The sequence below is a fragment of the Oceanimonas marisflavi genome (assembly GCF_003049725.1).
In the GTDB taxonomy this organism is placed as follows: Bacteria; Pseudomonadota; Gammaproteobacteria; order Enterobacterales; family Aeromonadaceae; genus Oceanimonas; species Oceanimonas marisflavi.
Map to the genome: position 1 here is coordinate 99,945 of NZ_QAGM01000002.1, position 19,487 is coordinate 119,431.

18 protein-coding genes and 4 tRNA genes are annotated in these 19,487 nt (G+C 59.4%); 4 read left to right on the plus strand and 18 right to left on the minus strand.

Going from position 1 to position 19,487, the window contains the following annotated elements:
• Positions 1–77: 77 nt before the first annotated feature.
• The 5 genes from DA373_RS02060 to pilM are packed head-to-tail and all read right to left on the minus strand — an operon-like array spanning position 78 to position 4,809.
• Positions 78–2,111: a type IV pilus secretin PilQ gene (locus DA373_RS02060; protein WP_107850698.1), complete on the minus strand. Its 2,034-nt coding sequence runs from the start codon at positions 2,109–2,111 to the stop codon at positions 78–80.
• Between the two features lie 43 nt (positions 2,112–2,154).
• Complete coding sequence (locus DA373_RS02065) at positions 2,155–2,667, minus strand: pilus assembly protein PilP (RefSeq protein ID WP_107850699.1); 513 nt, start codon at positions 2,665–2,667, stop codon at positions 2,155–2,157.
• Entirely contained in the window at positions 2,667–3,248 is a 582-nt protein-coding gene (locus DA373_RS02070; RefSeq protein WP_107850700.1) for a type IV pilus inner membrane component PilO, read from the minus strand. The genes DA373_RS02065 and DA373_RS02070 overlap by 1 nt, the downstream gene beginning before the upstream one ends.
• On the minus strand, positions 3,245–3,799 hold the full coding sequence (locus DA373_RS02075) for a PilN domain-containing protein (protein ID WP_107850701.1): 555 nt from the start codon (positions 3,797–3,799) through the stop codon (positions 3,245–3,247). The genes DA373_RS02070 and DA373_RS02075 overlap by 4 nt, the downstream gene beginning before the upstream one ends.
• A complete protein-coding gene (pilM, locus tag DA373_RS02080; RefSeq protein ID WP_107850702.1) occupies positions 3,787–4,809 on the minus strand; it encodes a type IV pilus assembly protein PilM in 1,023 nt (340 codons plus the stop codon). Before pilM ends, DA373_RS02075 begins: the two co-directional genes overlap by 13 nt.
• Before the next feature lie 201 nt (positions 4,810–5,010).
• Here pilM and DA373_RS02085 point away from each other — a divergent pair, with 201 nt between their 5' ends.
• Positions 5,011–7,392 carry a penicillin-binding protein 1A gene (locus DA373_RS02085; protein WP_107850703.1) on the plus strand — a complete coding sequence of 794 codons (2,382 nt, stop codon included), beginning with the start codon at positions 5,011–5,013 and terminating at the stop codon, positions 7,390–7,392.
• 106 nt (positions 7,393–7,498) lie between these two features.
• Here DA373_RS02085 and oxyR read toward each other — a convergent pair whose 3' ends face one another.
• The 4 genes from oxyR to dusA all read right to left on the minus strand — a co-directional run bounded on the left by oxyR (position 7,499) and on the right by dusA (position 10,738).
• The gene (oxyR, locus tag DA373_RS02090) at positions 7,499–8,392 is read right to left on the minus strand and encodes a DNA-binding transcriptional regulator OxyR (protein ID WP_107850704.1); all 894 of its coding nucleotides are present in this window, start codon (positions 8,390–8,392) and stop codon (positions 7,499–7,501) included.
• A 213-nt stretch (positions 8,393–8,605) separates the two neighbouring features.
• Positions 8,606–9,334 (minus strand): glutathione peroxidase, encoded by a 729-nt coding sequence (locus DA373_RS16605; protein ID WP_107850705.1) that lies wholly within the window; start codon positions 9,332–9,334, stop codon positions 8,606–8,608.
• Between the two features lie 147 nt (positions 9,335–9,481).
• Positions 9,482–9,718 carry a YdcH family protein gene (locus DA373_RS02100; protein WP_107850706.1) on the minus strand — a complete coding sequence of 79 codons (237 nt, stop codon included), beginning with the start codon at positions 9,716–9,718 and terminating at the stop codon, positions 9,482–9,484.
• Positions 9,719–9,748: 30 nt separating this feature from the next.
• Positions 9,749–10,738, minus strand: coding sequence for a tRNA dihydrouridine(20/20a) synthase DusA (gene dusA, locus DA373_RS02105; protein WP_107850707.1), 990 nt, complete (start codon positions 10,736–10,738; stop codon positions 9,749–9,751).
• Between the two features lie 132 nt (positions 10,739–10,870).
• Here dusA and DA373_RS02110 point away from each other — a divergent pair, with 132 nt between their 5' ends.
• Positions 10,871–11,320, plus strand: a complete 450-nt coding sequence (locus DA373_RS02110) for a transcriptional repressor (RefSeq protein WP_107850708.1) — start codon at positions 10,871–10,873, stop codon at positions 11,318–11,320.
• 39 nt (positions 11,321–11,359) lie between these two features.
• The gene (locus DA373_RS02115) at positions 11,360–11,566 is read left to right on the plus strand and encodes a hypothetical protein (protein WP_107850709.1); all 207 of its coding nucleotides are present in this window, start codon (positions 11,360–11,362) and stop codon (positions 11,564–11,566) included.
• Between the two features lie 55 nt (positions 11,567–11,621).
• Here DA373_RS02115 and alr read toward each other — a convergent pair whose 3' ends face one another.
• Both alr and dnaB read right to left on the minus strand, forming a co-directional pair.
• The gene (gene alr, locus DA373_RS02120; RefSeq protein WP_107850710.1) at positions 11,622–12,710 is read right to left on the minus strand and encodes an alanine racemase; all 1,089 of its coding nucleotides are present in this window, start codon (positions 12,708–12,710) and stop codon (positions 11,622–11,624) included.
• Positions 12,711–12,719: 9 nt separating this feature from the next.
• A complete protein-coding gene (dnaB, locus tag DA373_RS02125) occupies positions 12,720–14,114 on the minus strand; it encodes a replicative DNA helicase (protein WP_107850711.1) in 1,395 nt (464 codons plus the stop codon).
• A gap of 169 nt (positions 14,115–14,283) precedes the next feature.
• On the opposite strand from dnaB, the gene DA373_RS02130 reads away from it, so the two are divergent.
• Positions 14,284–15,147 carry a Tim44 domain-containing protein gene (locus DA373_RS02130; RefSeq protein WP_107850712.1) on the plus strand — a complete coding sequence of 288 codons (864 nt, stop codon included), beginning with the start codon at positions 14,284–14,286 and terminating at the stop codon, positions 15,145–15,147.
• A gap of 369 nt (positions 15,148–15,516) precedes the next feature.
• Here DA373_RS02130 and DA373_RS02135 read toward each other — a convergent pair whose 3' ends face one another.
• The 7 genes from DA373_RS02135 to DA373_RS02165 form a co-directional block, all read right to left on the minus strand.
• Complete coding sequence (locus tag DA373_RS02135; RefSeq protein WP_107850713.1) at positions 15,517–16,647, minus strand: sodium ion-translocating decarboxylase subunit beta; 1,131 nt, start codon at positions 16,645–16,647, stop codon at positions 15,517–15,519.
• 10 nt (positions 16,648–16,657) lie between these two features.
• A complete protein-coding gene (gene oadA / locus DA373_RS02140; RefSeq protein ID WP_107850714.1) occupies positions 16,658–18,457 on the minus strand; it encodes a sodium-extruding oxaloacetate decarboxylase subunit alpha in 1,800 nt (599 codons plus the stop codon).
• Between the two features lie 50 nt (positions 18,458–18,507).
• A complete protein-coding gene (locus tag DA373_RS02145; RefSeq protein WP_107850816.1) occupies positions 18,508–18,756 on the minus strand; it encodes an OadG family protein in 249 nt (82 codons plus the stop codon).
• Between the two features lie 333 nt (positions 18,757–19,089).
• Positions 19,090–19,166, minus strand: a tRNA-Arg gene (locus DA373_RS02150).
• A gap of 25 nt (positions 19,167–19,191) precedes the next feature.
• Positions 19,192–19,268, minus strand: a tRNA-Arg gene (locus DA373_RS02155).
• Positions 19,269–19,293: 25 nt separating this feature from the next.
• A tRNA-Arg gene (locus DA373_RS02160) sits at positions 19,294–19,370 on the minus strand.
• Between the two features lie 10 nt (positions 19,371–19,380).
• A tRNA-Ser gene (locus DA373_RS02165) sits at positions 19,381–19,473 on the minus strand.
• Positions 19,474–19,487 lie beyond the last annotated feature (14 nt).

Consider the following 19,487-nt stretch of genomic DNA (forward strand, 5'->3'; position numbering starts at 1 on the left):
ACTGGACGCCGGATTATCGCAACTGCGCCGGCGGCTGGCAAGAAGCACGCCGCCGGCACCTTGCCGGCGGCGGATGCTCAGATGCTGTCGTGCACGATACGGGGGGTAACGAAGATAATCAATTCCCGCTTTCTATTATTGTCCGATGTTCTTTTGAACAGCCGACCCACCACCGGAATATCCCCGAGCACAGGAACCTTGCTCACGTTACGGATGATATCCTGCTGAAAGATACCCCCCAATACCAGAGTTTCACCGTCGTTTACCAACACTTGGGTAGTGATCGACTGGGTATTGATAGCGATCTCAAACTCCCCACGAACAAGTATGGGTTCGGCCGAATTCTGAGTCACTATCAAATCCAGCACCACCCGGTTATCAGGGGTAATTTGGGGAGTAACATTGAGACTCAAAAAAGCGTCCTTGAACTCGGTATTTGTCCCCTGTTCTGAAGTGGTCGGAAAAGGGATCTGGAGGCCTTGTTTGATCTCAGCCGCCATCTGATTAGAGGTGGTCACCCGGGGGCTGGCGATAATTTCGGCTCGCTTTTCCTCTTCCAGTGCAGATAATTCCAGATCGAGAATACGGCCACCGCCAAGCTTAGCAATCTGAAAAGCGATGCTGCCGGGGGCGTCCTTTACCGGCAGGTTGACGTTAAAGGAGTCATCAATCCTACGACCATCATCGTCTCGGGCTCTAAGTCCCTCGGTTGTCCCACCGATAGCGGTATTATTATGTCCTCCAGAAGTGTCATTGGTGAACCCCCAGCGCACCCCGAATGCCTCCTCAAAACCATCGTCTATGGTAACTATGCGCGCCTCAATCACCACCTGCTTGATGGGAATATCAAGCAGGGTCAGCATGCGGCGAATGCTTTCGATGTTGTCCCGGGTGTCCTTGATCACCAGCATATTGGTGCGCTCATCCACCGCGATGGCCCCCCGTTCGGAAAGCAAACGGGTGCTTTCGTTGGTGAGCAGGGCCACCACGTCCACGGCCTTGGCGTAGTTGACCTGCAGAAACTCGGTTTCAAGGGGCGCCAACACTTCCTTGGCCTGACGGCTTTCCAGCTTTTGCTGCTCCTGCTGCGCCAGCTCTGATGCCGGCGCCACCAGCAGAATATTGCCGTCCAGCCGCTTGTCGAGACCCTGCACCTGCAAAATGGTGTCGAGGGCCTGCTCCCAGGGCACACCGTCCAGGCGCAGGGTCAGGTTGCCCTGTACCGAGTCGGTGGTGACCAGGTTGAAACTGTTGAAATCGGCGATCAGCTGCAGCGCGGTTCGCACCGGAATATCCTGAAAATTCATGGAGATGGGCTTGCCACCGTAACGCTTGCCGGTGCTTTTGGCGCTGACCCTGGCGGCGGGCTTGACCAGCTCTATCACCACCCGGCGCCCGTTCTGATCATACTGGTATTCAAAGTCACCGGCAGTCTCGACCGCCAGCACCACATTTTCCCGATCCCGCCGCGTTTTGATGCGGTTGGCCACGGTGGCAAAGTCGTTGACGTCGTAGGTTTTCAGTAACCGGTCGGGAATATGGGTGTTGTAAAAGCTGATATCCAGCCGGTTGCCATGTTTTTGCAGATCCATGGCGGCCGCCGACTGTTCAAGCTCAACCACCACCTGTCCCTGCCCTTTGGCGCCCCGCTGAAAATCGATACCGGCCAGTGTGTTAATGGTGCCTGGCGGCAACATTGTGCCCGCATTGCTGCTACCGGTAATACCGGCGCCCAGCAGCACCATGACCATTTTGTTATCACGCTGCACCCGGTAGGGCTGAAGCCGCTCCATGGGGATCACCACTTCCAGCGCCGAGCCGGCCCGGCGAATATCGATGGTGGAAATGCCCTGGCGTTCAATGGGGATCTGGTTTTTCGCCAGTGCCGAGCTGGCGCCGGGCAAACGCAGCACCAGGCTGGCAGGCTCCTGAGTCAGCTGCTCGGTGACTGCCGGTGGCATGTCAAACTCCATTTCCAGCACCAGTTGATCCCCGGCCAGCGGGTTCACCCTGAACTGCTCCAGACTGACCGCCAGTGCCGGCAAGGCGATCAGCCATGCCAGCAGGGCGACCATGCATTGCTTCAGCCTTGTGGCCGTTGTGTTCACCATGAGGCGCACTCCCTGCAAAATTGTTGTTAGGTATACTTCATTGTTATTCGGCGACCAGCTCCAGGGTGGTTTCCCGCGTGTTCCAGCACCCCCGGCCATCGGGCACATATTCTTTCAGCCTGATGCGCTCACCGCTGACGGCGGTGACTTCGCCGTAGTTGAGCCCCAGCCGGTCGCCGGCAGCCACCAGGTGGGTTTCACCGTCCTGGGCCAGCACCAGCGCCCTGATGCCACCGGCGTTCTTCAGCGTTCCCCGCATGGACAGGTTACCGAGGGAATAACGTTCCAGGGGCTGCTTTTCACGGGCGGTATCGGGCTGCTCGCAGTCTTTCGGCAACAGTTCCTGACTGGCGGTCGTTTCCGGCCGGGGCGTTGCAAAGGGACTGCGCTGCTCGACCGGTGCATAGGACTCGGGCACATACTCGTTGACTGCAGGTATGGGCTCGGGGGGAGTCGACGGCCGGGAGCGCACCTCGGCCACATATTGGCGTAGATCTTCCTGATCGGTACAGGCGCCAAGGCCCAGCACCAGCAATAATGTCAGTGTGGTTCTCATCAGCCCCCCCGCTCATTGTATTTGTAGGTTTTGGCCAGCATGCTCATGCTGAGCTGTTCATTGCCCTTGCTGCTGAGGCTGAAGCTGTCGAGAATCACGATACGCGGCAGTGCCGCCACATCGGCCACAAACCGGCCCAGCTGATGATAATCGCCGCTGACAATGATGCGCATGGGCAGTTCGGTAGAAAACTCACCGGGCTGCTCCGACTCCCAGTTGATGCGCTCGATACGCAGGCCATTGTCGGTGGCGATATAGCTGATGTCGTCCAGCAGGCCGGCAATTTCCAGCTGGCTGGGCAGTTTGCGCAACTCGTTCTCCAGTTGCTGCTTTAATGTCAACAGCTGTTGTTCATAATCCGGCAACAGGGATGCCTGATAAGACTTGGCCTCAAATATGCCCTTGAGATGTGTTTCCTCCGCCTGAGCCCGATCCAGCCGCTCAAGGCTGGCGCGGATAAGAAACTGCCCGCAGAAGCCGGCCAGCAGCACGCAGGCCACGGCCACCACAGCGATCCTGGCGGGCTTCGGCCACTGGCCAATGTTTTCAAAGTCCAGCTCATTCAGCTCTTGCCAGTTCATGGTTGCTCTCCTTCGGTGGACACCTTTACGCTCATGGAAAACTGGCTGAGGGCAATGGGCCGGCTGTCTGTGGCGTAAATGGAGCCCAGTCTGGGCTCGGTCAGCCAGCGGCTGGCTTCCATGCTGCGCAACATGTTGGCCACACGCGGATACGCTTCGGTTTTGCCTACCAGCTCAATATGATCCCGGGCCACATCAAGGGAGCTGAGATATACACCGGGCGGCACCAGCCCCGGCATCTGGTTAAACAGGTGCACCGAAAAAGTACGCCTTTGCTGCAGCTGTTCAATCAGCCGCACACGCTTCAGCAACTTTTCCCGCTGCTCGATAATGGCGCTGATCTCGCCCAGTACCTGATCCAGTCTGACCGTTTCCATCTGCAGAAAGCGGTTACGCTCCTGTTGCTGATCCACCAGCTGTCCGATGCGCAGATTGATCAGCAACATCACGGTGATCGTCACCCCGGCTGCGGTGGCCAGTTGCACGAAAAAACGTTTTTTTTGCCGGACTTTCAGCCCTTCTCGCCAGGGCAGCAGGTTTATATTGGACATGGGCTAAAACTCCTCAGGGCCAGTCCCAGCGCAGTGGTGTAAGCCGCTGCATCCGGATATTGCTGCTCCTCACCGCCAAGCAGCCGCTCAAAGCGGGGCACAAACACCGGCATGCCGAGCTCCTGCTCCAGCACCGGCATCAGCTGCGACAACTGGCTGGCGCCACCGCTGAGAAACAGGGCCTGAGGCTGCTGAGAGCCGGCGCTGCTCTGAAAGATCTGAAGGTTACGGCGAATATGCTGAAGAATGCTGGTAATGTGCTGCTGCTCTGCCTCCTCCCGCAATGGGCCCGGCAGGGTATTCTGCAGTTTGCCGGCTTCGGCCTGGCCTTCCGGCATGCCGGCCTGCTGGCTGAGTTCACGGGTAAAATGCCCGCCGCCAAAGTTTTGCAACCGGCTGTGAATCACCTCTCCCTGCTCCACCACGGCAAAGGTAAGACATTCGGTGCCGATATCGGCCAGCGCCAGCAACTCAACATTGACCTGCTCCGCCGCCATCAGGGCCTGAGCGGCCCGGGCCAGGGCATGCACACCAATATCGACCACCCGGGCTTCCCAGCCGGCGATCTGCAGGGCGGCAAGCCGGGTGGAAATGCTGTCGGTGCGGGCGGCACTGAGCAGTATGTTTTCCCGATCCGGGCGCAGCTGGCTGACGCCAAGCCGTTCAAAGTCGAGGCTGATTTCTTCCATCGGGAAGGGAATGTGCTGGCCGGCCTCCAGCATGATCTGACTTTCCAGATCCTCGTCGGAAAGCCCCCGGGGCAGGGAAATAATCTTGGTGGTTACGCTGCTGCCGGTAACGGCCGTGGCAACCTTGTCGATGCGGCAGCCAAGCTGGCGCCGCAACAGCTTCAGCGCCTCACCGACCGCTTCTATATCCTGCAACTGGTGGTCACTGATGCTGGTGGCAGGTGTGGGAACGCTGGCCATGGCTGCCAGCTGTATATGCTCTTTCTGGCCTTTGAGCACCACCGCCTTCAGGCTGCCGACGCCAAAGTCCACCCCAACCATCCACTGCGCGTCCCTTTTTCCGAAAAGACTCAACATAGGCATCCATACCACTGTTTTTTTGTTGGTATCTGTAAACTAACACAGACTCAAATGTAGTTTCTTGTTTTAATGAAATATAACCAAAAGCACTCGAACATGACGGCGCTCACAGGATATACTTTCCGGCTATTGGTTAAAAAATGATTTACCGGGTTTTATTACATGCTCAAATGGCTCGTTCGCCTGCTTGCCCTGGCCTTTTTTCTTGGTCTTTCCGGCGCGGTTGCACTCTTTGTACTCTACCAGCAAATCAGCGCCGATTTGCCGGATGTGTCCACCCTCAGGGATGTGCGTCTGGAAACCCCCATGCGCATCTACAGCCAGGACGGCGAGCTGATTTCCCAGTATGGAGAGCAACGCCGCACTCCCGTGACCATCAGCCAGATGCCACCGCCGCTCATTGACGCCTTTCTTGCCACCGAGGATGCGCGTTTTTACGAGCACCCGGGTATTGATCCGGTGGGCATCGCCCGGGCCGCCCTGGTATGGCTGACCACGGGTGAAAAACGTCAGGGTGCCAGTACCATTACCCAGCAGGTGGCCCGCAACTTTTTCCTCAGCCGGGAAAAAACCATTGTGCGCAAGGTAAAAGAGATTGTTCTGGCTTTGCACATTGAAAGTCAACTGAGCAAGGACGAAATTCTTGAACTGTACCTCAATAAAATCCCTCTGGGACATCGTGCCCATGGCGTGGGTGCGGCAGCCCAAGTCTATTATGGCAAGGAGCTGGCCGATCTGACCCTGGCGGAAATGGCGATGATCGCCGGCCTGCCCAAGGCGCCTTCCACCCTCAATCCCATCAGCAATCCCAGCCGGGCCGGCGAACGCCGTGCCGTGGTGCTGGGACGCATGCTGGACACCGGCAAGATTACTCAAGACCAGTATGACGAGGCCATGGCGGCGCCGGTGCGGGCCCGCTATCACGGCGCCGAAATTACTCTGAGCGCCCCCTATCTGGCAGAGATGGCTCATCAGTTCGCGGTGTCCATGTTTGGCGATGAAGCCTACACCCGGGGCCTGAATATTTACACCACAGTGCATGCCGATGAACAGCAGGCTGCCAATCAGGCACTGATTAATGGCCTGCTGGCTTATGACCTGCGTCACGGTTACCGTGGACCTGTAGTCACCCTGTGGCAGGGCGGCCAGACCTGGAGCAGCGAGCGTATTGAGCAGCACCTGGAAGATCAGCCCGCTTACTGGCCGCTGAAGCCGGCGGTGGTGACCGGAGTAGCCGAACGCAGCGCCACCGTGGTGATCAAGGATAAGGGCACCGCCACCCTGAACTGGGACGGCCTGAAGTGGGCCCGAAAATACATAGCCGACAACCGTCAGGGCCAGGCGCCCGGGCGGGCCGCCGATATTCTCAAGGCCGGCGAACAGATTTGGGTTCGCCCTCAGGGGGATGGCTGGATGCTGGGCCAGCAGCCCGAAATCAACGGCGCCCTGGTGGCACTGGAGCCGGCTACCGGCGCCGTGACGGCTCTGGTTGGCGGGTTTAACTTCACCCTCAACAAATTCAACCGGGTGGAGCAGGCTTCTCGCCAGATGGGCTCCAATATCAAGCCCTTTATCTATTCCACTGCCCTGGATAGGGGCTTTACCCTAGCCAGCCTGGTGAATGACGCGCCCATCAACCACTGGGATGCCGGCAGCGGCAACGCCTGGAAACCCCGCAACTCCCCCAACGTCTATGACGGTCCCATTCGGGTGCGTGAGGCCCTGGCCCGCTCCAAAAACGTAGTGTCCATTCGCCTGCTCAGGGACAGCGGTATTGCCAACGCCATGCAGCGCCTGAACGACTTTGGCTTCGACACAGCCAGCATTCCGGCTACCGAAAGCCTGGCGCTGGGCTCGCCGTCGGCTACCCCGCTGCAAATGGCCACCGGTTACGCCACCTTTGCCAATGGCGGCAACAAGATTTCGCCCTTTGTGATAGACCGTATTGAGGACTCACAGGGCGTGGTGCTGTACCGGGCTGCACCGGAGCAAAAGCGGATTATCAGTGAGGAAAACGCCTTTTTGATCAGCTCGGCCCTGAGCTCCGCCATTCAGGGCGGCGTCAGCGGTGCCCGGCGCTGGAACGGCACCGGATGGCGCGCCGGCCGCGCGCTGGAACGGACCGACATTGCCGGCAAGACGGGGACCACCAACGACTCCCGGGATGCCTGGTTTTCGGGCTTTACACCGGATCGGGTGGCCACCGCCTGGGTCGGTTTTGACGACTTCGGCCGGCCCCTTGGACGCACCGCCTACAACCCCAACCTGGGCCGGGATCAGGTCGCCGGCGGCGAGTTCGGTGGCAGCACGGCGCTGCCCATCTGGGCCGATTACATGAAAGTGGCGCTGTCACACTTTCCGGAGCGGGAACGCTCCCTGCCCGATGGCCTGGTCACGGCAACCATAGATACCGCCACCGGCCTGCTGAGCAATGGCCAGGGCCGCACCGAGTATTTTGTAAAGGGCAGTGAACCTCGCCGTTACAGCCGCCCTGAAAGCCACCAGCAGTTTGGCGGCACCAGCGTCACCGACGAGTTGTTTTAAGAAAAAACGTCACCCTGGCTCCCCTGTACAACGGGGAGCCAGCCCCCAGTCCCTAGTCCCCAGTCCCCAGTCCCCAGTCCCCAGTCCCCAGTCCCCAGTCCCTATTTTACAGCCGTTCGTTCAGCAGCTTGCTGATCACCCGGGCCATTTCGTTAAAACAGGGACGGCGCACCGAGTGGGCCCGGTGCAGCAGGGCAATGGCGCGACTGGGCTCGGGATCCGTTACCCTCAGGTAACTGACGCCCGTTTCACCGTTGCGCTCCCCCACCGCCAGCTGCGGGATCAGGGTCAGTCCCGAGCCCGCCGCCACCATGTTGCGCAGGGTTTCCAGGCTGGTGGCCTTGAAGTGACTGTCTTCACCGATGCCGGCGGCAAAGCAGAACCCCATGGCCTGATCTCTCAGGCAATGACCGTCTTCCAGCATCAGCAGCTTCTCTCCCTTGAGCTCGTCAAGCCGTATCTGTTCACGTCCGGCCCAGGGGTGACTCACTGGCACCGCCAGCAACATGGGTTCATCGTAAAGGGGAAGCGAGCCGAAATTATCCATGTTGTCGAGCTGGGCCAGGATCAGGCAGTCCAGCTCACCGTCAGCCAGCTGCTTGAGCAGAACCTGGGTCTGGGCTTCGTAAAGAAAGATATGCAGCTCGGGAAAATGTTGTTTCAGTGCGGGAATAATATGGGGAAGCAGGTAAGGGCCGACCGTGGGAATAAGGCCGATATGCAACTCGCCCGACATGGGCTCGGTAAAGGTGCGGGCAATGTCGCGCAGCTCCTTGGTGGCGGCCAGCACTCTGCGGGCCTGAGCGGTAATGGCGTCGCCGGCCGGCGTAAACAGCACCTTGCGGGAAGTCCGCTCCATCAGCAACACGCCCAGCTCGTCTTCCAGCTTGCGCAGCTGGCCACTGAGAGTGGGCTGACTGACAAAGCACTTTTCCGCCGCCTTGCGAAAGTGGCGCTCCTCGGCGAGCGCCACCAGATATTCCAGATCCCGTAAGTTCACCTTTTCACCATGGTTATCAATCCCTTTTCGGTCATGATCCCCGATCTGGATAAGAATGGGAAGGTACGTTATCAGCAGCTCAGCGAAGTAGCAGCAGGGATTGCTGTAACCGACCGTCAAATGCCAGGGAAGGCATTTGCCGAGCGCTACATGGAAGTACTTGCAGCGTGTCGGTGGAAGCAACCCTGCTGATGCTTCGCGTGGCTCCGGAGGTTAACCCAGGTGGGCGGCCAGCTCATCGCTGCCGCCAATATGACGGCCGTCGATAAATACCTGAGGCACGGTCGAACGACCGGACACCGCCTTCAGGCTGATACTGGTGGCATCCTGACCGATAATCACCTCTTCGTAACGCATGTTGCGCTCCAGCAGCATCTGCTTGGCCCGGGCACAGAAGGGGCATCCCGGCTTGGTAAACAGGGTAATGGCCGAGGGCTTGACCGCTTCGGGGTTAATATAAGCCAGCATGGTATCGGCGTCGGACACTTCAAAGGGGTCGCCGGGCTTTTCAGGCTCGATAAACATTTTTTCAATCACGCCATCTTTTACCAGCATGGCGTAGCGCCAGGAGCGCTTGCCAAAGCCCAGATCGCGCTTGTCGACCAGCATGCCCATGCCTTCGGTAAACTCGCCGTTACCGTCGGGGATCACCCGAATGTGCTCGGCTTCCTGATCCGCCAGCCAGGCGTTCATCACAAAGGTGTCGTTGACACTCATGCAGATAATGTCATCCACCCCATTTTCAAACAACGCCGGCGCCAGCTCGTTGTAACGGGGCAAATGAGTGGAAGAACAGGTAGGGGTAAACGCGCCTGGCAGTGAAAACACCACCACGGTCTTGCCGCTGAACAGCTCGTCGGTGGTGACGTCTGTCCATTGATCCTGCTGACGGGTGCGGAAGGTTACCTGAGGCACGTGCTGGCCGGTTTTGTCTGTCATCATCGTTGAGTCCTTGTATTGCCTGTTTGCTGTTGGACTCAGTATTACCCGGCTTGCACTCAAGTTGAAATCGTTTAATCAACTCAGACTGATAGACTTTAACAATCAAAAACGGGCAATGATGCCTCATTGCCCGTTTGATAAAACAGCCTACCCCTTGCCATTAAACCAGCCGTTGTAGATCTGCTCCTTCAGCTGATGCCGGCGCAGCTTGAGCCCCTCAAATTCAGCATCGGAGATGGGCAGGTTGCAGGCTTCAAGACCTTCAATCTCGTGGTTTACCTTGTGATATTCCTTTGCCAGACGGGCAAATTCCTCATCGTTCAGCTTGAGCGCGGTGATGTGATCGGCGTGCTCGGGAAACTCTTCGGCAAGCGTGTGTGTCATGGTTCAATCTCCTCGGCAACAGGGGATGATTTAACTATAGACGACGGACTCCTCGGGTACCCGTGCCATGGCGGCTTCCACCACCTCAGGGCCGGCACCGCGCTTGTGGGCGTTTTCACTGAGATGACGACGCCAGGCCCGGGCTCCCGGCATGCCCTGAAAAATCCCCAGGGTATGGCGGGTGATATTGCCCAGATAAGTCCCCTGACTCAGCTCCCGTTCAATGTAGGGCAGCAGATTGCGGATCACCTGATGACGGCTGGGCGCTTCTTTATTCTCACCAAACAGCTCGGCGTCTACCCGGGCCAGCAGATAGGGATTCTGATACACCTCCCGGCCCAGCATGACCCCGTCCAGCTGCTGCAGATGAGCATGTGCCTCTTCCAGGCTCTTGATGCCGCCATTCACGGCGATGGTCAGCCCGGGATAGTCCCGCTTGAGCTGGTAGACCCTGTCGTAATCCAGGGGCGGAATTTCCCGGTTTTCCTTGGGGCTCAGTCCCTGCAGCCAGGCCTTGCGGGCATGCACAATCAGGGCATCAACGCCGGCCTCGGCCACGCTGTCCACCAGGTTGCAGAGAAACGCATAGCTGTCCTGCTCGTCGATGCCGATACGGGTTTTGACCGTCACCGGAATGGACACCGCCGCCTTCATGGCCGCCACGCCGTCGGCCACGGTTTTAGGATGGGCCATCAGACAGGCGCCGAACAGGCCGTTCTGTACCCGGTCGGACGGACAGCCCACGTTCAGGTTGATTTCGTCATAGCCGCGCTGCTCGGCCAGCCGGGCACAATGGGCCAGCGCCTGCGGATCATTGCCCCCCAGCTGCAGCACCAGCGGGTGCTCTTCTTCGTTATAGGCCAGGTAGTCACCCTTGCCGTGAATAATGGCGCCCGTGGTCACCATTTCGGTATAAAGCTGGGCGTGACGACTCATCAACCGGTGAAAATAACGACAATGACGATCGGTCCAGTCGAGCATGGGGGCAACGGAAAAACGGGCGCTGGGGTAATGACTCATTAGCGTGATGACTTTTTGAACAACAGGGCGCGCATTATACCCAAGCACGCTCACAGACCCAACCCTGAACAAGGGAAGGCCTCTGCGGCTGTGTTAATATGCGTTCAGAAGCCCTAGTGATGAGCCTGATTAATGTCCATACAACAACAACTTGAGCGTGCCGAACAACTGTGTGAACAGCGCGGCGTACGCTTTACCCCCACCCGCCGCCACGTGTTTACCCTGATCGCCGGCCACAAAGGCGCCGTCAGCGCCTACGAGTTGCTGGATCAGCTCAAGGAACTGGAGCCCAGTGCCAAACCCCCCACCGTATACCGGGCGCTGGACTTTTTGCTGGCTCAGGGCTTTGTGCACAAGGTGGAATCACTCAACGCCTTTCTGTTCTGTGATCATTTTGCCGAACATCACCCCATGCAGCTGCTTATCTGCACCCAGTGCGGCAAGGTGATCGAGCTGCATGATCAGGCCATTAACCGGGCGTTTGAGCACCAGGCCGAGCTGCACGGCTTTGCCATTACCAGCCAGTCCATTGAGGCTCATGGCCAATGCCAGCGCTGTAGGGCCGAAACCGCCGGCAACTGATATAGTTGTATCACTACCAACCACACAGGAGTGCCAGGGATGGTCAAACTGTTATTGCTGCTGCTGGCCGTGTTTTATCTGGCCAGCGAGGTTAACCTCAGCACCTCGCTGTATCATTACGAAGACAACGAAATCGAGCTGACCTTTCCGGTCTGGCAAACGGACAAGCCTTGGTACTACATGAAATGGAACCCGGCAAAGGAAGAGTTTGAGCAAAAACTGGGGATACCCGGGCGTGAAGCGTGAAGCAGTATCAGGCAACCCGATGGCTGATCACCGGGTTGCCTGAGGAATATCCCCGTTAATCCACGTATTCCAGTCTAGGGCGGGCGGTCATGCGGGTAACCAGTTCATAGGCAATGGTGCCCACATGGCGGGCTACTTCCTCGGCGGCCAGCCCTTCGCCCCACAGCAGCACTTCATCCCCTACCTTGTCGGTGGCGTCCGGCCCCAGGTCCACCGTGGCCATGTCCATCGACACCCGGCCCGCCAGGGGTACTCTGCGGCCGTTCACCAGTACCGGCGTGCCTGCCGGCGCCATACGCGGATAACCGTCGCCGTAGCCCACGGCAATCACGCCAATGCGGGTATCCCGCGGGCTGACCCAGCTGCCGGCATAGCCCACCGGCTCGCCGGCCTTGTGCTCGCGCACCGCGATCAGGGTGGTGGTAAAATTCATCGCCGGGCGCAGGCCGAAGTCGGTGCCCTGTTTATCGCCAAAGGGAGTAATGCCATAGAGCATGACACCGGGGCGAATATAGTCGGCATGGGCGTCGGGAAAGGCCAGCACGCCGGCGGAGTTGCACAGGGCGGTGGCCGCCACTTTGCCGTTGGTGGCGGCCCTGAAACGGGCGATCTGGGCCTCGGTCACGGCACGCTGATCGGGCTCGTCGGCCCGGGCGAAGTGGGTCATGGCGTTCACCGGCTGTACCACCTGGGGCAGTTTCGCCAGGCGGGCAAACACCTCGTCGGCTTCTTCCGGGGCAAAGCCGACTCTGTGCATGCCCGAGTCGATTTTGACCCACACGGTCACCGGGGCGGCCAGCGGCGTGCGCTCCAGCGCATCAAGCTGAGCGTGGCCGTGAATGCACAGGTGAAAGTCGTGGCGCGCGGCATAGTGCAGCTGTTCAAGATTGAAAAAACCTTCCAGCAGCAGGATGGGCCGCTGAATACCGCCGGCACGAAGGCGCTGCGCCTCTTCAAAACGGGCCACGCCGAACAGGTCGGCATCAGCCTCCAGCGCCGCCGCTACCCGCAGGTCACCGTGACCGTAGGCATTGGCCTTGACCACCGCCACGGCCTTGGCATTGGGCGCCTGTTGTCTGGCCACCTTCAGGTTGTGCCGAACCGCCTCCAGACTGATGCGGGCCACCGCTCCCCGTGCATCCATGTTCGCTCCTCAGTAATCATCATCGAAATCCGGTCCGGCGTAGTTGTCGAAACGGGAAAACTGTCCCTGAAACGTCAGCCGCACCTTGCCTATGGGTCCGTTACGCTGCTTGCCGATGATGATTTCGGCGATGCCTTTATCGGGGCTGTCTTCGTGATAGACCTCGTCCCGATAGATAAACATGATGAGGTCCGCATCCTGCTCAATGGAGCCGGATTCCCGCAAGTCCGAGTTTACCGGCCGTTTGTCGGCCCGCTGCTCCAGACTTCGGTTCAGCTGGGACAGCGCCACTACCGGCACTTCCAGCTCCTTGGCCAGCGCCTTGAGCGAACGGGAGATCTCGGCGATCTCCAGGGTCCGGTTGTCAGACAGACTCGGCACCGTCATCAGTTGCAGATAGTCGATCATGATCATGCTGACACCGCCGTGTTCGCGGGCCACACGCCGGGCCCGGGAGCGCACTTCGGTGGGCGTCAGACCGGAAGAGTCATCAATATAAAGCTGACCTTTTTCCAGCAACATGCCCATGGTGGAAGACAACCTGCCCCAGTCTTCATCATCCAGTTGCCCGGTACGAATGCGGGTTTGATCGATTCGTCCGAGGGAAGCAAGCATCCGCATAATAATCTGCTCAGATGGCATTTCCAAGGAGAATATGAGCACTGGTTTGTCATTTGTTAGTGCAGCGTGCTCGCAAAGATTCATTGCAAAAGTGGTTTTACCCATAGAGGGTCTCGCTGCCACTATAATCAGATCGGAAGGTTGCAGTCCTGCAGTTTTTTTATCTAGATCATTGTATCCTGTAGAGACGCCGGTGATGCCCTGATGAGGATTTTTGAATAAATCTTCTATGCGATCGATCGTCTTTTCGAGCAGATTGCGCAGGGGTTGCGGCCCTTCGTTGGCGCTGGTGCGGCTTTCTGCGATCTTGAACACCTTGCTTTCGGCCAGGTCCAGCAGGTCGGAGGAATTGCGCCCCTGAGGGTCAAAACCGGCTTCGGCAATTTCGTTGGCCACGGCGATCATTTCGCGCACCACCGCCCGTTCCCGCACAATATCCGCATAGGCACCGATATTGGCGGCACTGGGGGTATTCTTGGCCACTTCAACCAGATAGGAAAAACCGCCCACGGTTTCCAGCGCCTCATGGCGCTCCAGTTCTTCCTGCACCGTGATCAGATCAATGGGGCTGCCACTCTGGCTGAGCCGCTGCATGGCCTGAAACACCAGCCGGTGGGGGCGGCTGTAAAAGTCGGTATCCGAGACCTTTTCCGCTACCCTGTCCCAGGCGTTGTTGTCCAGCAGCAGACCGCCCAGCACGGACTGCTCCGCTTCAAAGGAATGGGGCGGCATTTTAAGCTGGGCCACGGCCTGATCGGACCTGGCGGCGGTCTTGTCTGTCATCGGAACTCTCGCTGATTGACCAAAACGCCATTATCGGAATTTTTGGGTACGACTGAAAGGTTCAATCTGGCCCGGGCCCCTAAAAGAGAGTGGCGAATGATTAAACAGCAGTTGACATAACATGTCGCTGCTTTAGGATGTTGCCAGTCTGTAACTCAAGGAAATCATCATGCGCAAACTGCTTGCCCTGTTTACCCTGCTTTTCGCGGTGGGGCTGACCACCACCGCCTTTGACGCCGAAGCCCGCAAGATGGGTGGCGGCAGCCGCTCTGTCGGCAAGTCCTACAAGACCGCGCCGGCGCAACCGGCCCAGCAGAATATCAACAACACCACCACCAGCCAGGCCCAGCCCAAGTCCAAGAAATCCGGCCTGATGGGCGGTATTCTGGGTGGCCTGCTGGCCGGCGGCCTGTTCGCCTGGCTGCTCGGCTCCGGCGCCTTTGAAGGCTTTCAGTTTATGGACTTTCTGCTGATCGCCGGTCTGGCCATCGGTGCCGTGTTCCTGATCCGGGCGCTGAAAGGCAGCAAGGCACGGCAACAGCCGCAGCAACCGGCCTACAATGGCCCGCAGCGCTTTGAAGCGCCGCAGTCCGCCCCGGCGACCGGTGCGGCTGCAAGTGCCACCGGCGGCTTTGGCCAGAGCGACGTGCCCTTCAGCCTGCCCCCCGGCTTTGACATGCAGGCCTTCCTGCAGGGCTCCCGCGAGCATTACCGCACTCTGCAGGAAGCATGGAACCAGAACAATCTGGAGAAAATGCGTGAATACCTGTCGCCGGAGCTGTTTGCCGAGCTGAGCCGGGAGCGCGCCACCCTGAGCGGTGATCAGCATACCGAAGTGATGTTTGTGGATGCCGAGCTGGTACGTGCCGACCACACTTCCTACCAGGCTCAGGTCAGCCTGAAGTTCAGTGGCCGCTACCGCGACAGCGTGGAAAACGTGGAGCAGGACATCAACGAAATCTGGCACCTGGAGCGGGACCTGACCCAGGCCAACGCCCCCTGGCTGATCGTGGGCCTGGAAGACCTGGCCTGATCATTCTTTGTTTGCCAAATCAAAGGGCTGCCATGGGCAGCCCTTTTTATTTACGCCCCCCTTTGGAGCGCGGACAGCCTGCCCGCTATTTGGCGCGAAGCGGCAACCCGAGGTCATTGAGCGCCTCACGGCGCTAATGCAGGCTGGCAGCCTGCGCTCCACCTTTCTAGCTCCCACGCTCTGCGGAGAAACGAGAACATGCTGTAGGTTGTGATGAGCGCAGCGAATCGCAACAAAGGCAGGCGGCTGTGACATGTTGGGATTCGCTACGCTCATCGCCAACCTACCGATCCGGGCAAAGTGCTGAGCAGCAGCCCCGATCCAAAAAAAGGCGCCCGCAGGCGCCTTGGTACACAGGGATAAAAAGACTCAGCCCACCAGGGCCAGCAGCACACCGGCGGCCACCGCCGAGCCGAGCACACCGGCCACATTGGGGCCCATGGCGTGCATCAGCAGGAAGTTCTGATGGTTGGCTTCCAGGCCCACCTTGTTCACCACCCGGGCGGCCATGGGCACCGCCGACACGCCGGCGGCGCCGATCAGCGGGTTGACCTTGCCGCCGGTGAGCCGGCTCATCAGCTTGGCCATCAGCACGCCGGCGGCGGTACCAATGGAGAAAGCCACCGCCCCCAGACCCAGAATGCCCAGGGTATCCAGGGTCAGGAACTGTTCGGCCGACAGCTTGGAGCCCACCGCCAGCCCCAGAAAGATGGTGACCACGTTGATCAGCTCGCTCTGGGCGGTCTTCGACAGCCGGTCCACCACACCCGATTCCTTCATCAGGTTGCCCAAGCAGAACATGCCCACCAGAGGCACCGCCGAGGGCAGGAACAGCAGGGTCAGGGTGAGGATCATCAGCGGAAAGATCACCTTCTCGCGCTTGCTCACGTGGCGCAGCTGATCCATCTTGATGGCCCGCTCTTCCGGCGTGGTCAGCAGCTTCATGATGGGCGGCTGAATAATGGGTACCAGCGCCATGTAGGAGTAGGCCGCCACGGCGATGGCCCCCAGCAGATCCGGCGCCAGCCGGGATGCCAGGAAGATGGCGGTAGGACCATCGGCACCGCCGATAATGGCGATGGCCGAGGCGTCCGCCAGGGTAAAGTCAAAACCGGGCAGTGCATTGAGGGCAATGGCGCCAAACAGGGTGGCGAAAATGCCAAACTGCGCCGCCGCCCCCAGCAACAGGGTCTTGGGGTTGGCGATCAAGGCCCCAAAGTCGGTCATGGCCCCCACTCCCATGAAGATCAGCAAGGGGAACACGCCGCTGCCGATGCCGACTTCATAGACGTAGTAGAGCAGCCCACCGGGCTCGGCCATGCCGGCGTTGGGAATATTCGCCAGTACGCCGCCAAAGCCGATGGGCAGCAGCAGCAGGGGCTCAAATCCCCGGGCAATGGCCAGGTACAGCAGCAGCAGGCCCACCGCGATCATCACCAGTTGCTTCCAGTGGAAGTTGGCGATGCCGGTTTCCTGCCACAGGGTCATCAAAGAGTCCATTCCACGCTCCTTATGCCAGGCTGACCAGGGCATCGCCCACGGACACGGCGTCGCCTTCCTTCACCAGCACGTCCACCACCTGGCCGCTGCGGGCGGCACGCACCTCGGTTTCCATCTTCATGGCTTCCATGATCAGCAGCACCTCACCGGCAGCCACCTGAGTGCCCTTTTTGGCGAGAACCTTGAACACGTTGCCCGCCAGCGGCGCCGCCACCGGTTCACCGCTGCCGGCAGGCGCCGCAGCGGGGGTGACAGGCGCCGGGGCGGCGGCAGGTGCAGCGGCATCACGCACGGCGCTGATGCTGCCCGCCGGGCCCACTTCCACTTCATACACACGGCCGTCCACCTTGACCGCATAGGTTTCGGGAGCGCCCGCAGGGGCACTGGCAGATGCGGCTGCGGCAGGTGCCTGTGCAGGCTCGGTGCCCGGCGCCGGCTCAAAGGCGTCCGGGTTATCGCGGTTGCGCAGGAACTTGAGACCAATCTGCGGGAACAGGGCGTAGGTGAGCACGTCGTCCACCTCGTCGCTGGCCACCCGCAGCTTTTCTTCCTTGGCCAGGCTCTGAAACTCACCGGTCAGGCGCTCCAGCTCGTCGGACAGCTTGTCTGCCGGGCGACAGGTGATGGCTTCACCACCGTCCAGCACCCGCTTTTGCAGCTCGGCATTGACCGGGGCCGGAGCGGCGCCGTATTCCCCCTTGAGAATGCCGGCGGTTTCCTTGGTGATGCTTTTGTAGCGTTCACCGGTGAGCACGTTGATCACCGCCTGGGTACCCACAATCTGGGAAGTGGGGGTCACCAGCGGAATAAAGCCCAGATCTTCCCGCACCCGCGGGATCTCTGCCAGCACCTCGTCCATGCGCTCGGCGGCCCCCTGCTCTTTCAGCTGGCTTTCCATGTTGGTCAGCATGCCACCGGGCACCTGGGCCAGCAGAATGCGGGAGTCCACGCCCTTGAGGCTGCCTTCGAATTTGGCGTACTTCTTGCGCACCTCGCGGAAGTAGGCGGCGATCTCTTCCAGCCTGGTCAGATCCAGGCCAGTATCCCGCTCGGTACCTTCCACCATGGCCACCACGGTTTCGGTGGGTGAATGGCCGTAGGTCATGCTCATGGAGGAGATGGCGGTGTCGAGAATGTCGATGCCGGCATCAATGGCCTTCATGTGGGTGGGCAGACTGAGGCCGGTGGTGGCGTGACAGTGCAACGCCAGCGGCAGGGAGACTTCGGCCTTGATGCGCTTGATCAGGGTCTCCGCCTCATAGGGCTTGAGCAGGCCCGCCATGTCCTTGATACAGATGGAGTGGCAGCCCAGATCCTGCAGCCGTTTGGCCATGTCGACCCAGGTGTCCAGGGTATGCACCGGGGAAGTGGTGTAGGAAATGGTGCCCTGGGCATGACCGTCCATTTCCACCGTGGCCTTGATGGCGCTCTGCAGGTTGCGCACGTCGTTCATGGCGTCAAAGATGCGGAATACATCCATGCCGTTGGCCCGGGCCCGCTCCACAAACTTGAACACCAGATCGTCGGCGTAGTGACGGTAGCCCAGCAGGTTCTGACCCCGCAGCAGCATTTGCTGGCGAGTGTTGGGCATGGCCTTTTTCAGGGCGCGCAGCCGCTCCCAGGGATCTTCTCCCAGATAGCGGATACAGGCGTCAAAGGTGGCGCCGCCCCAGGTTTCCAGCGACCAGTAGCCGATGGCATCCAGCTTTTCGGCGATGGGCAGCATGTCTTCCAGACGCAGGCGGGTGGCCAGCAGGGATTGGTGCGCGTCACGCAGCACCACGTCGGTGATGGCGAGAGGTTTGGTCATGAGTAAGAGCTCCGTTCTGGTTTCCGTTTAAGGGTTCCGTAATGTGCCACTCAGGGCTTGTGATTATTTTTATATTGCGTAATGGCCGCCGCGATGGCGGCAAGGGTCTGCGGGCCCGGCCCCTGATCGGCGGCAACGGCCGGCGCTGCCGCCGCCACGGGTGCGGGCGCGTCTTCCCCTGCCAGGCGGGCCAGCAGCTTGACGGCCACAATGGCCAGAGAGAGAAAGGCAAACACAAAGGCCATGCCCAGCCCCATCAGGCTGGCAGCCTCCAGCAGTTGCGCAGAGAGGGTGTTCATATCAGCGTTATCCTTGCTGTGGTGGTCCAGGGCCACGAGCATATCCAGCCCGGCCCGGCAGTGACAACGCCACATCATCAAAACTGTTGTAATGATCCTAAAAAAGTTTGCGTTTCGATGACTGGATCACGCTATGGAAGCATAAAAAATCCACAAAATTGCTATTGGGACCATGAAAACGTGAAACCTGTATACAAAAAATGAAAGGCGGTGACACAGTGGCCAGATATGAAGAAGGTGTTGCAAGAGACTTGTAATAACAGAGACAGGGAGGGAGTGGCGAGCCGGGCCGGAAAAAGCAAAAAGCCGGCACAAGGCCGGCTTTTCACTGTATGGCGCATCCGGGAGGATTCGAACCTCCGACCGCTCGGTTCGTAGCCGAGTACTCTATCCAGCTGAGCTACGGATGCATGTTATGTTGCGTTAATTTTCAGATGGCGCATCCGGGAGGATTCGAACCTCCGACCGCTCGGTTCGTAGCCGAGTACTCTATCCAGCTGAGCTACGGATGCTTTTCTGAAAAACGCTTTTAAAAAATGGCGCATCCGGGAGGATTCGAACCTCCGACCGCTCGGTTCGTAGCCGAGTACTCTATCCAGCTGAGCTACGGATGCGCTGCAAAAATGGCGGTGAAGGAGGGATTCGAACCCTCGATGCGGGTATAAGCCGCATACTCCCTTAGCAGGGGAGCGCCTTCAGCCTCTCGGCCACCTCACCGTGTTTGCGGGGCG

Excerpts from the sequence above, each read along its gene's own strand:
- DA373_RS02060 (WP_107850698.1), bottom strand. The coding sequence starts at position 2,111 with ATGGTGAACACAACGGCCACAAGGCTGAAGCAATGCATGGTCGCCCTG.
- DA373_RS02085 (WP_107850703.1), top strand. The coding sequence starts at position 5,011 with ATGCTCAAATGGCTCGTTCGCCTGCTTGCCCTGGCCTTTTTTCTTGGT.
- DA373_RS02070 (WP_107850700.1), bottom strand. The coding sequence starts at position 3,248 with ATGAACTGGCAAGAGCTGAATGAGCTGGACTTTGAAAACATTGGCCAG.
- oadA (WP_107850714.1), bottom strand. The coding sequence starts at position 18,457 with ATGACCAAACCTCTCGCCATCACCGACGTGGTGCTGCGTGACGCGCAC.
- dusA (WP_107850707.1), bottom strand. The coding sequence starts at position 10,738 with ATGAGTCATTACCCCAGCGCCCGTTTTTCCGTTGCCCCCATGCTCGAC.
- dnaB (WP_107850711.1), bottom strand. The coding sequence starts at position 14,114 with ATGACAGACAAGACCGCCGCCAGGTCCGATCAGGCCGTGGCCCAGCTT.
- DA373_RS02130 (WP_107850712.1), top strand. The coding sequence starts at position 14,284 with ATGCGCAAACTGCTTGCCCTGTTTACCCTGCTTTTCGCGGTGGGGCTG.
- DA373_RS02075 (WP_107850701.1), bottom strand. The coding sequence starts at position 3,799 with ATGTCCAATATAAACCTGCTGCCCTGGCGAGAAGGGCTGAAAGTCCGG.
- DA373_RS02135 (WP_107850713.1), bottom strand. The coding sequence starts at position 16,647 with ATGGACTCTTTGATGACCCTGTGGCAGGAAACCGGCATCGCCAACTTC.
- DA373_RS02100 (WP_107850706.1), bottom strand. The coding sequence starts at position 9,718 with ATGACACACACGCTTGCCGAAGAGTTTCCCGAGCACGCCGATCACATC.
- alr (WP_107850710.1), bottom strand. The coding sequence starts at position 12,710 with ATGGATGCACGGGGAGCGGTGGCCCGCATCAGTCTGGAGGCGGTTCGG.
- DA373_RS02115 (WP_107850709.1), top strand. The coding sequence starts at position 11,360 with ATGGTCAAACTGTTATTGCTGCTGCTGGCCGTGTTTTATCTGGCCAGC.
- DA373_RS02065 (WP_107850699.1), bottom strand. The coding sequence starts at position 2,667 with ATGAGAACCACACTGACATTATTGCTGGTGCTGGGCCTTGGCGCCTGT.
- DA373_RS16605 (WP_107850705.1), bottom strand. The coding sequence starts at position 9,334 with ATGATGACAGACAAAACCGGCCAGCACGTGCCTCAGGTAACCTTCCGC.
- DA373_RS02110 (WP_107850708.1), top strand. The coding sequence starts at position 10,871 with ATGTCCATACAACAACAACTTGAGCGTGCCGAACAACTGTGTGAACAG.
- pilM (WP_107850702.1), bottom strand. The coding sequence starts at position 4,809 with ATGGTTGGGGTGGACTTTGGCGTCGGCAGCCTGAAGGCGGTGGTGCTC.
- DA373_RS02145 (WP_107850816.1), bottom strand. The coding sequence starts at position 18,756 with ATGAACACCCTCTCTGCGCAACTGCTGGAGGCTGCCAGCCTGATGGGG.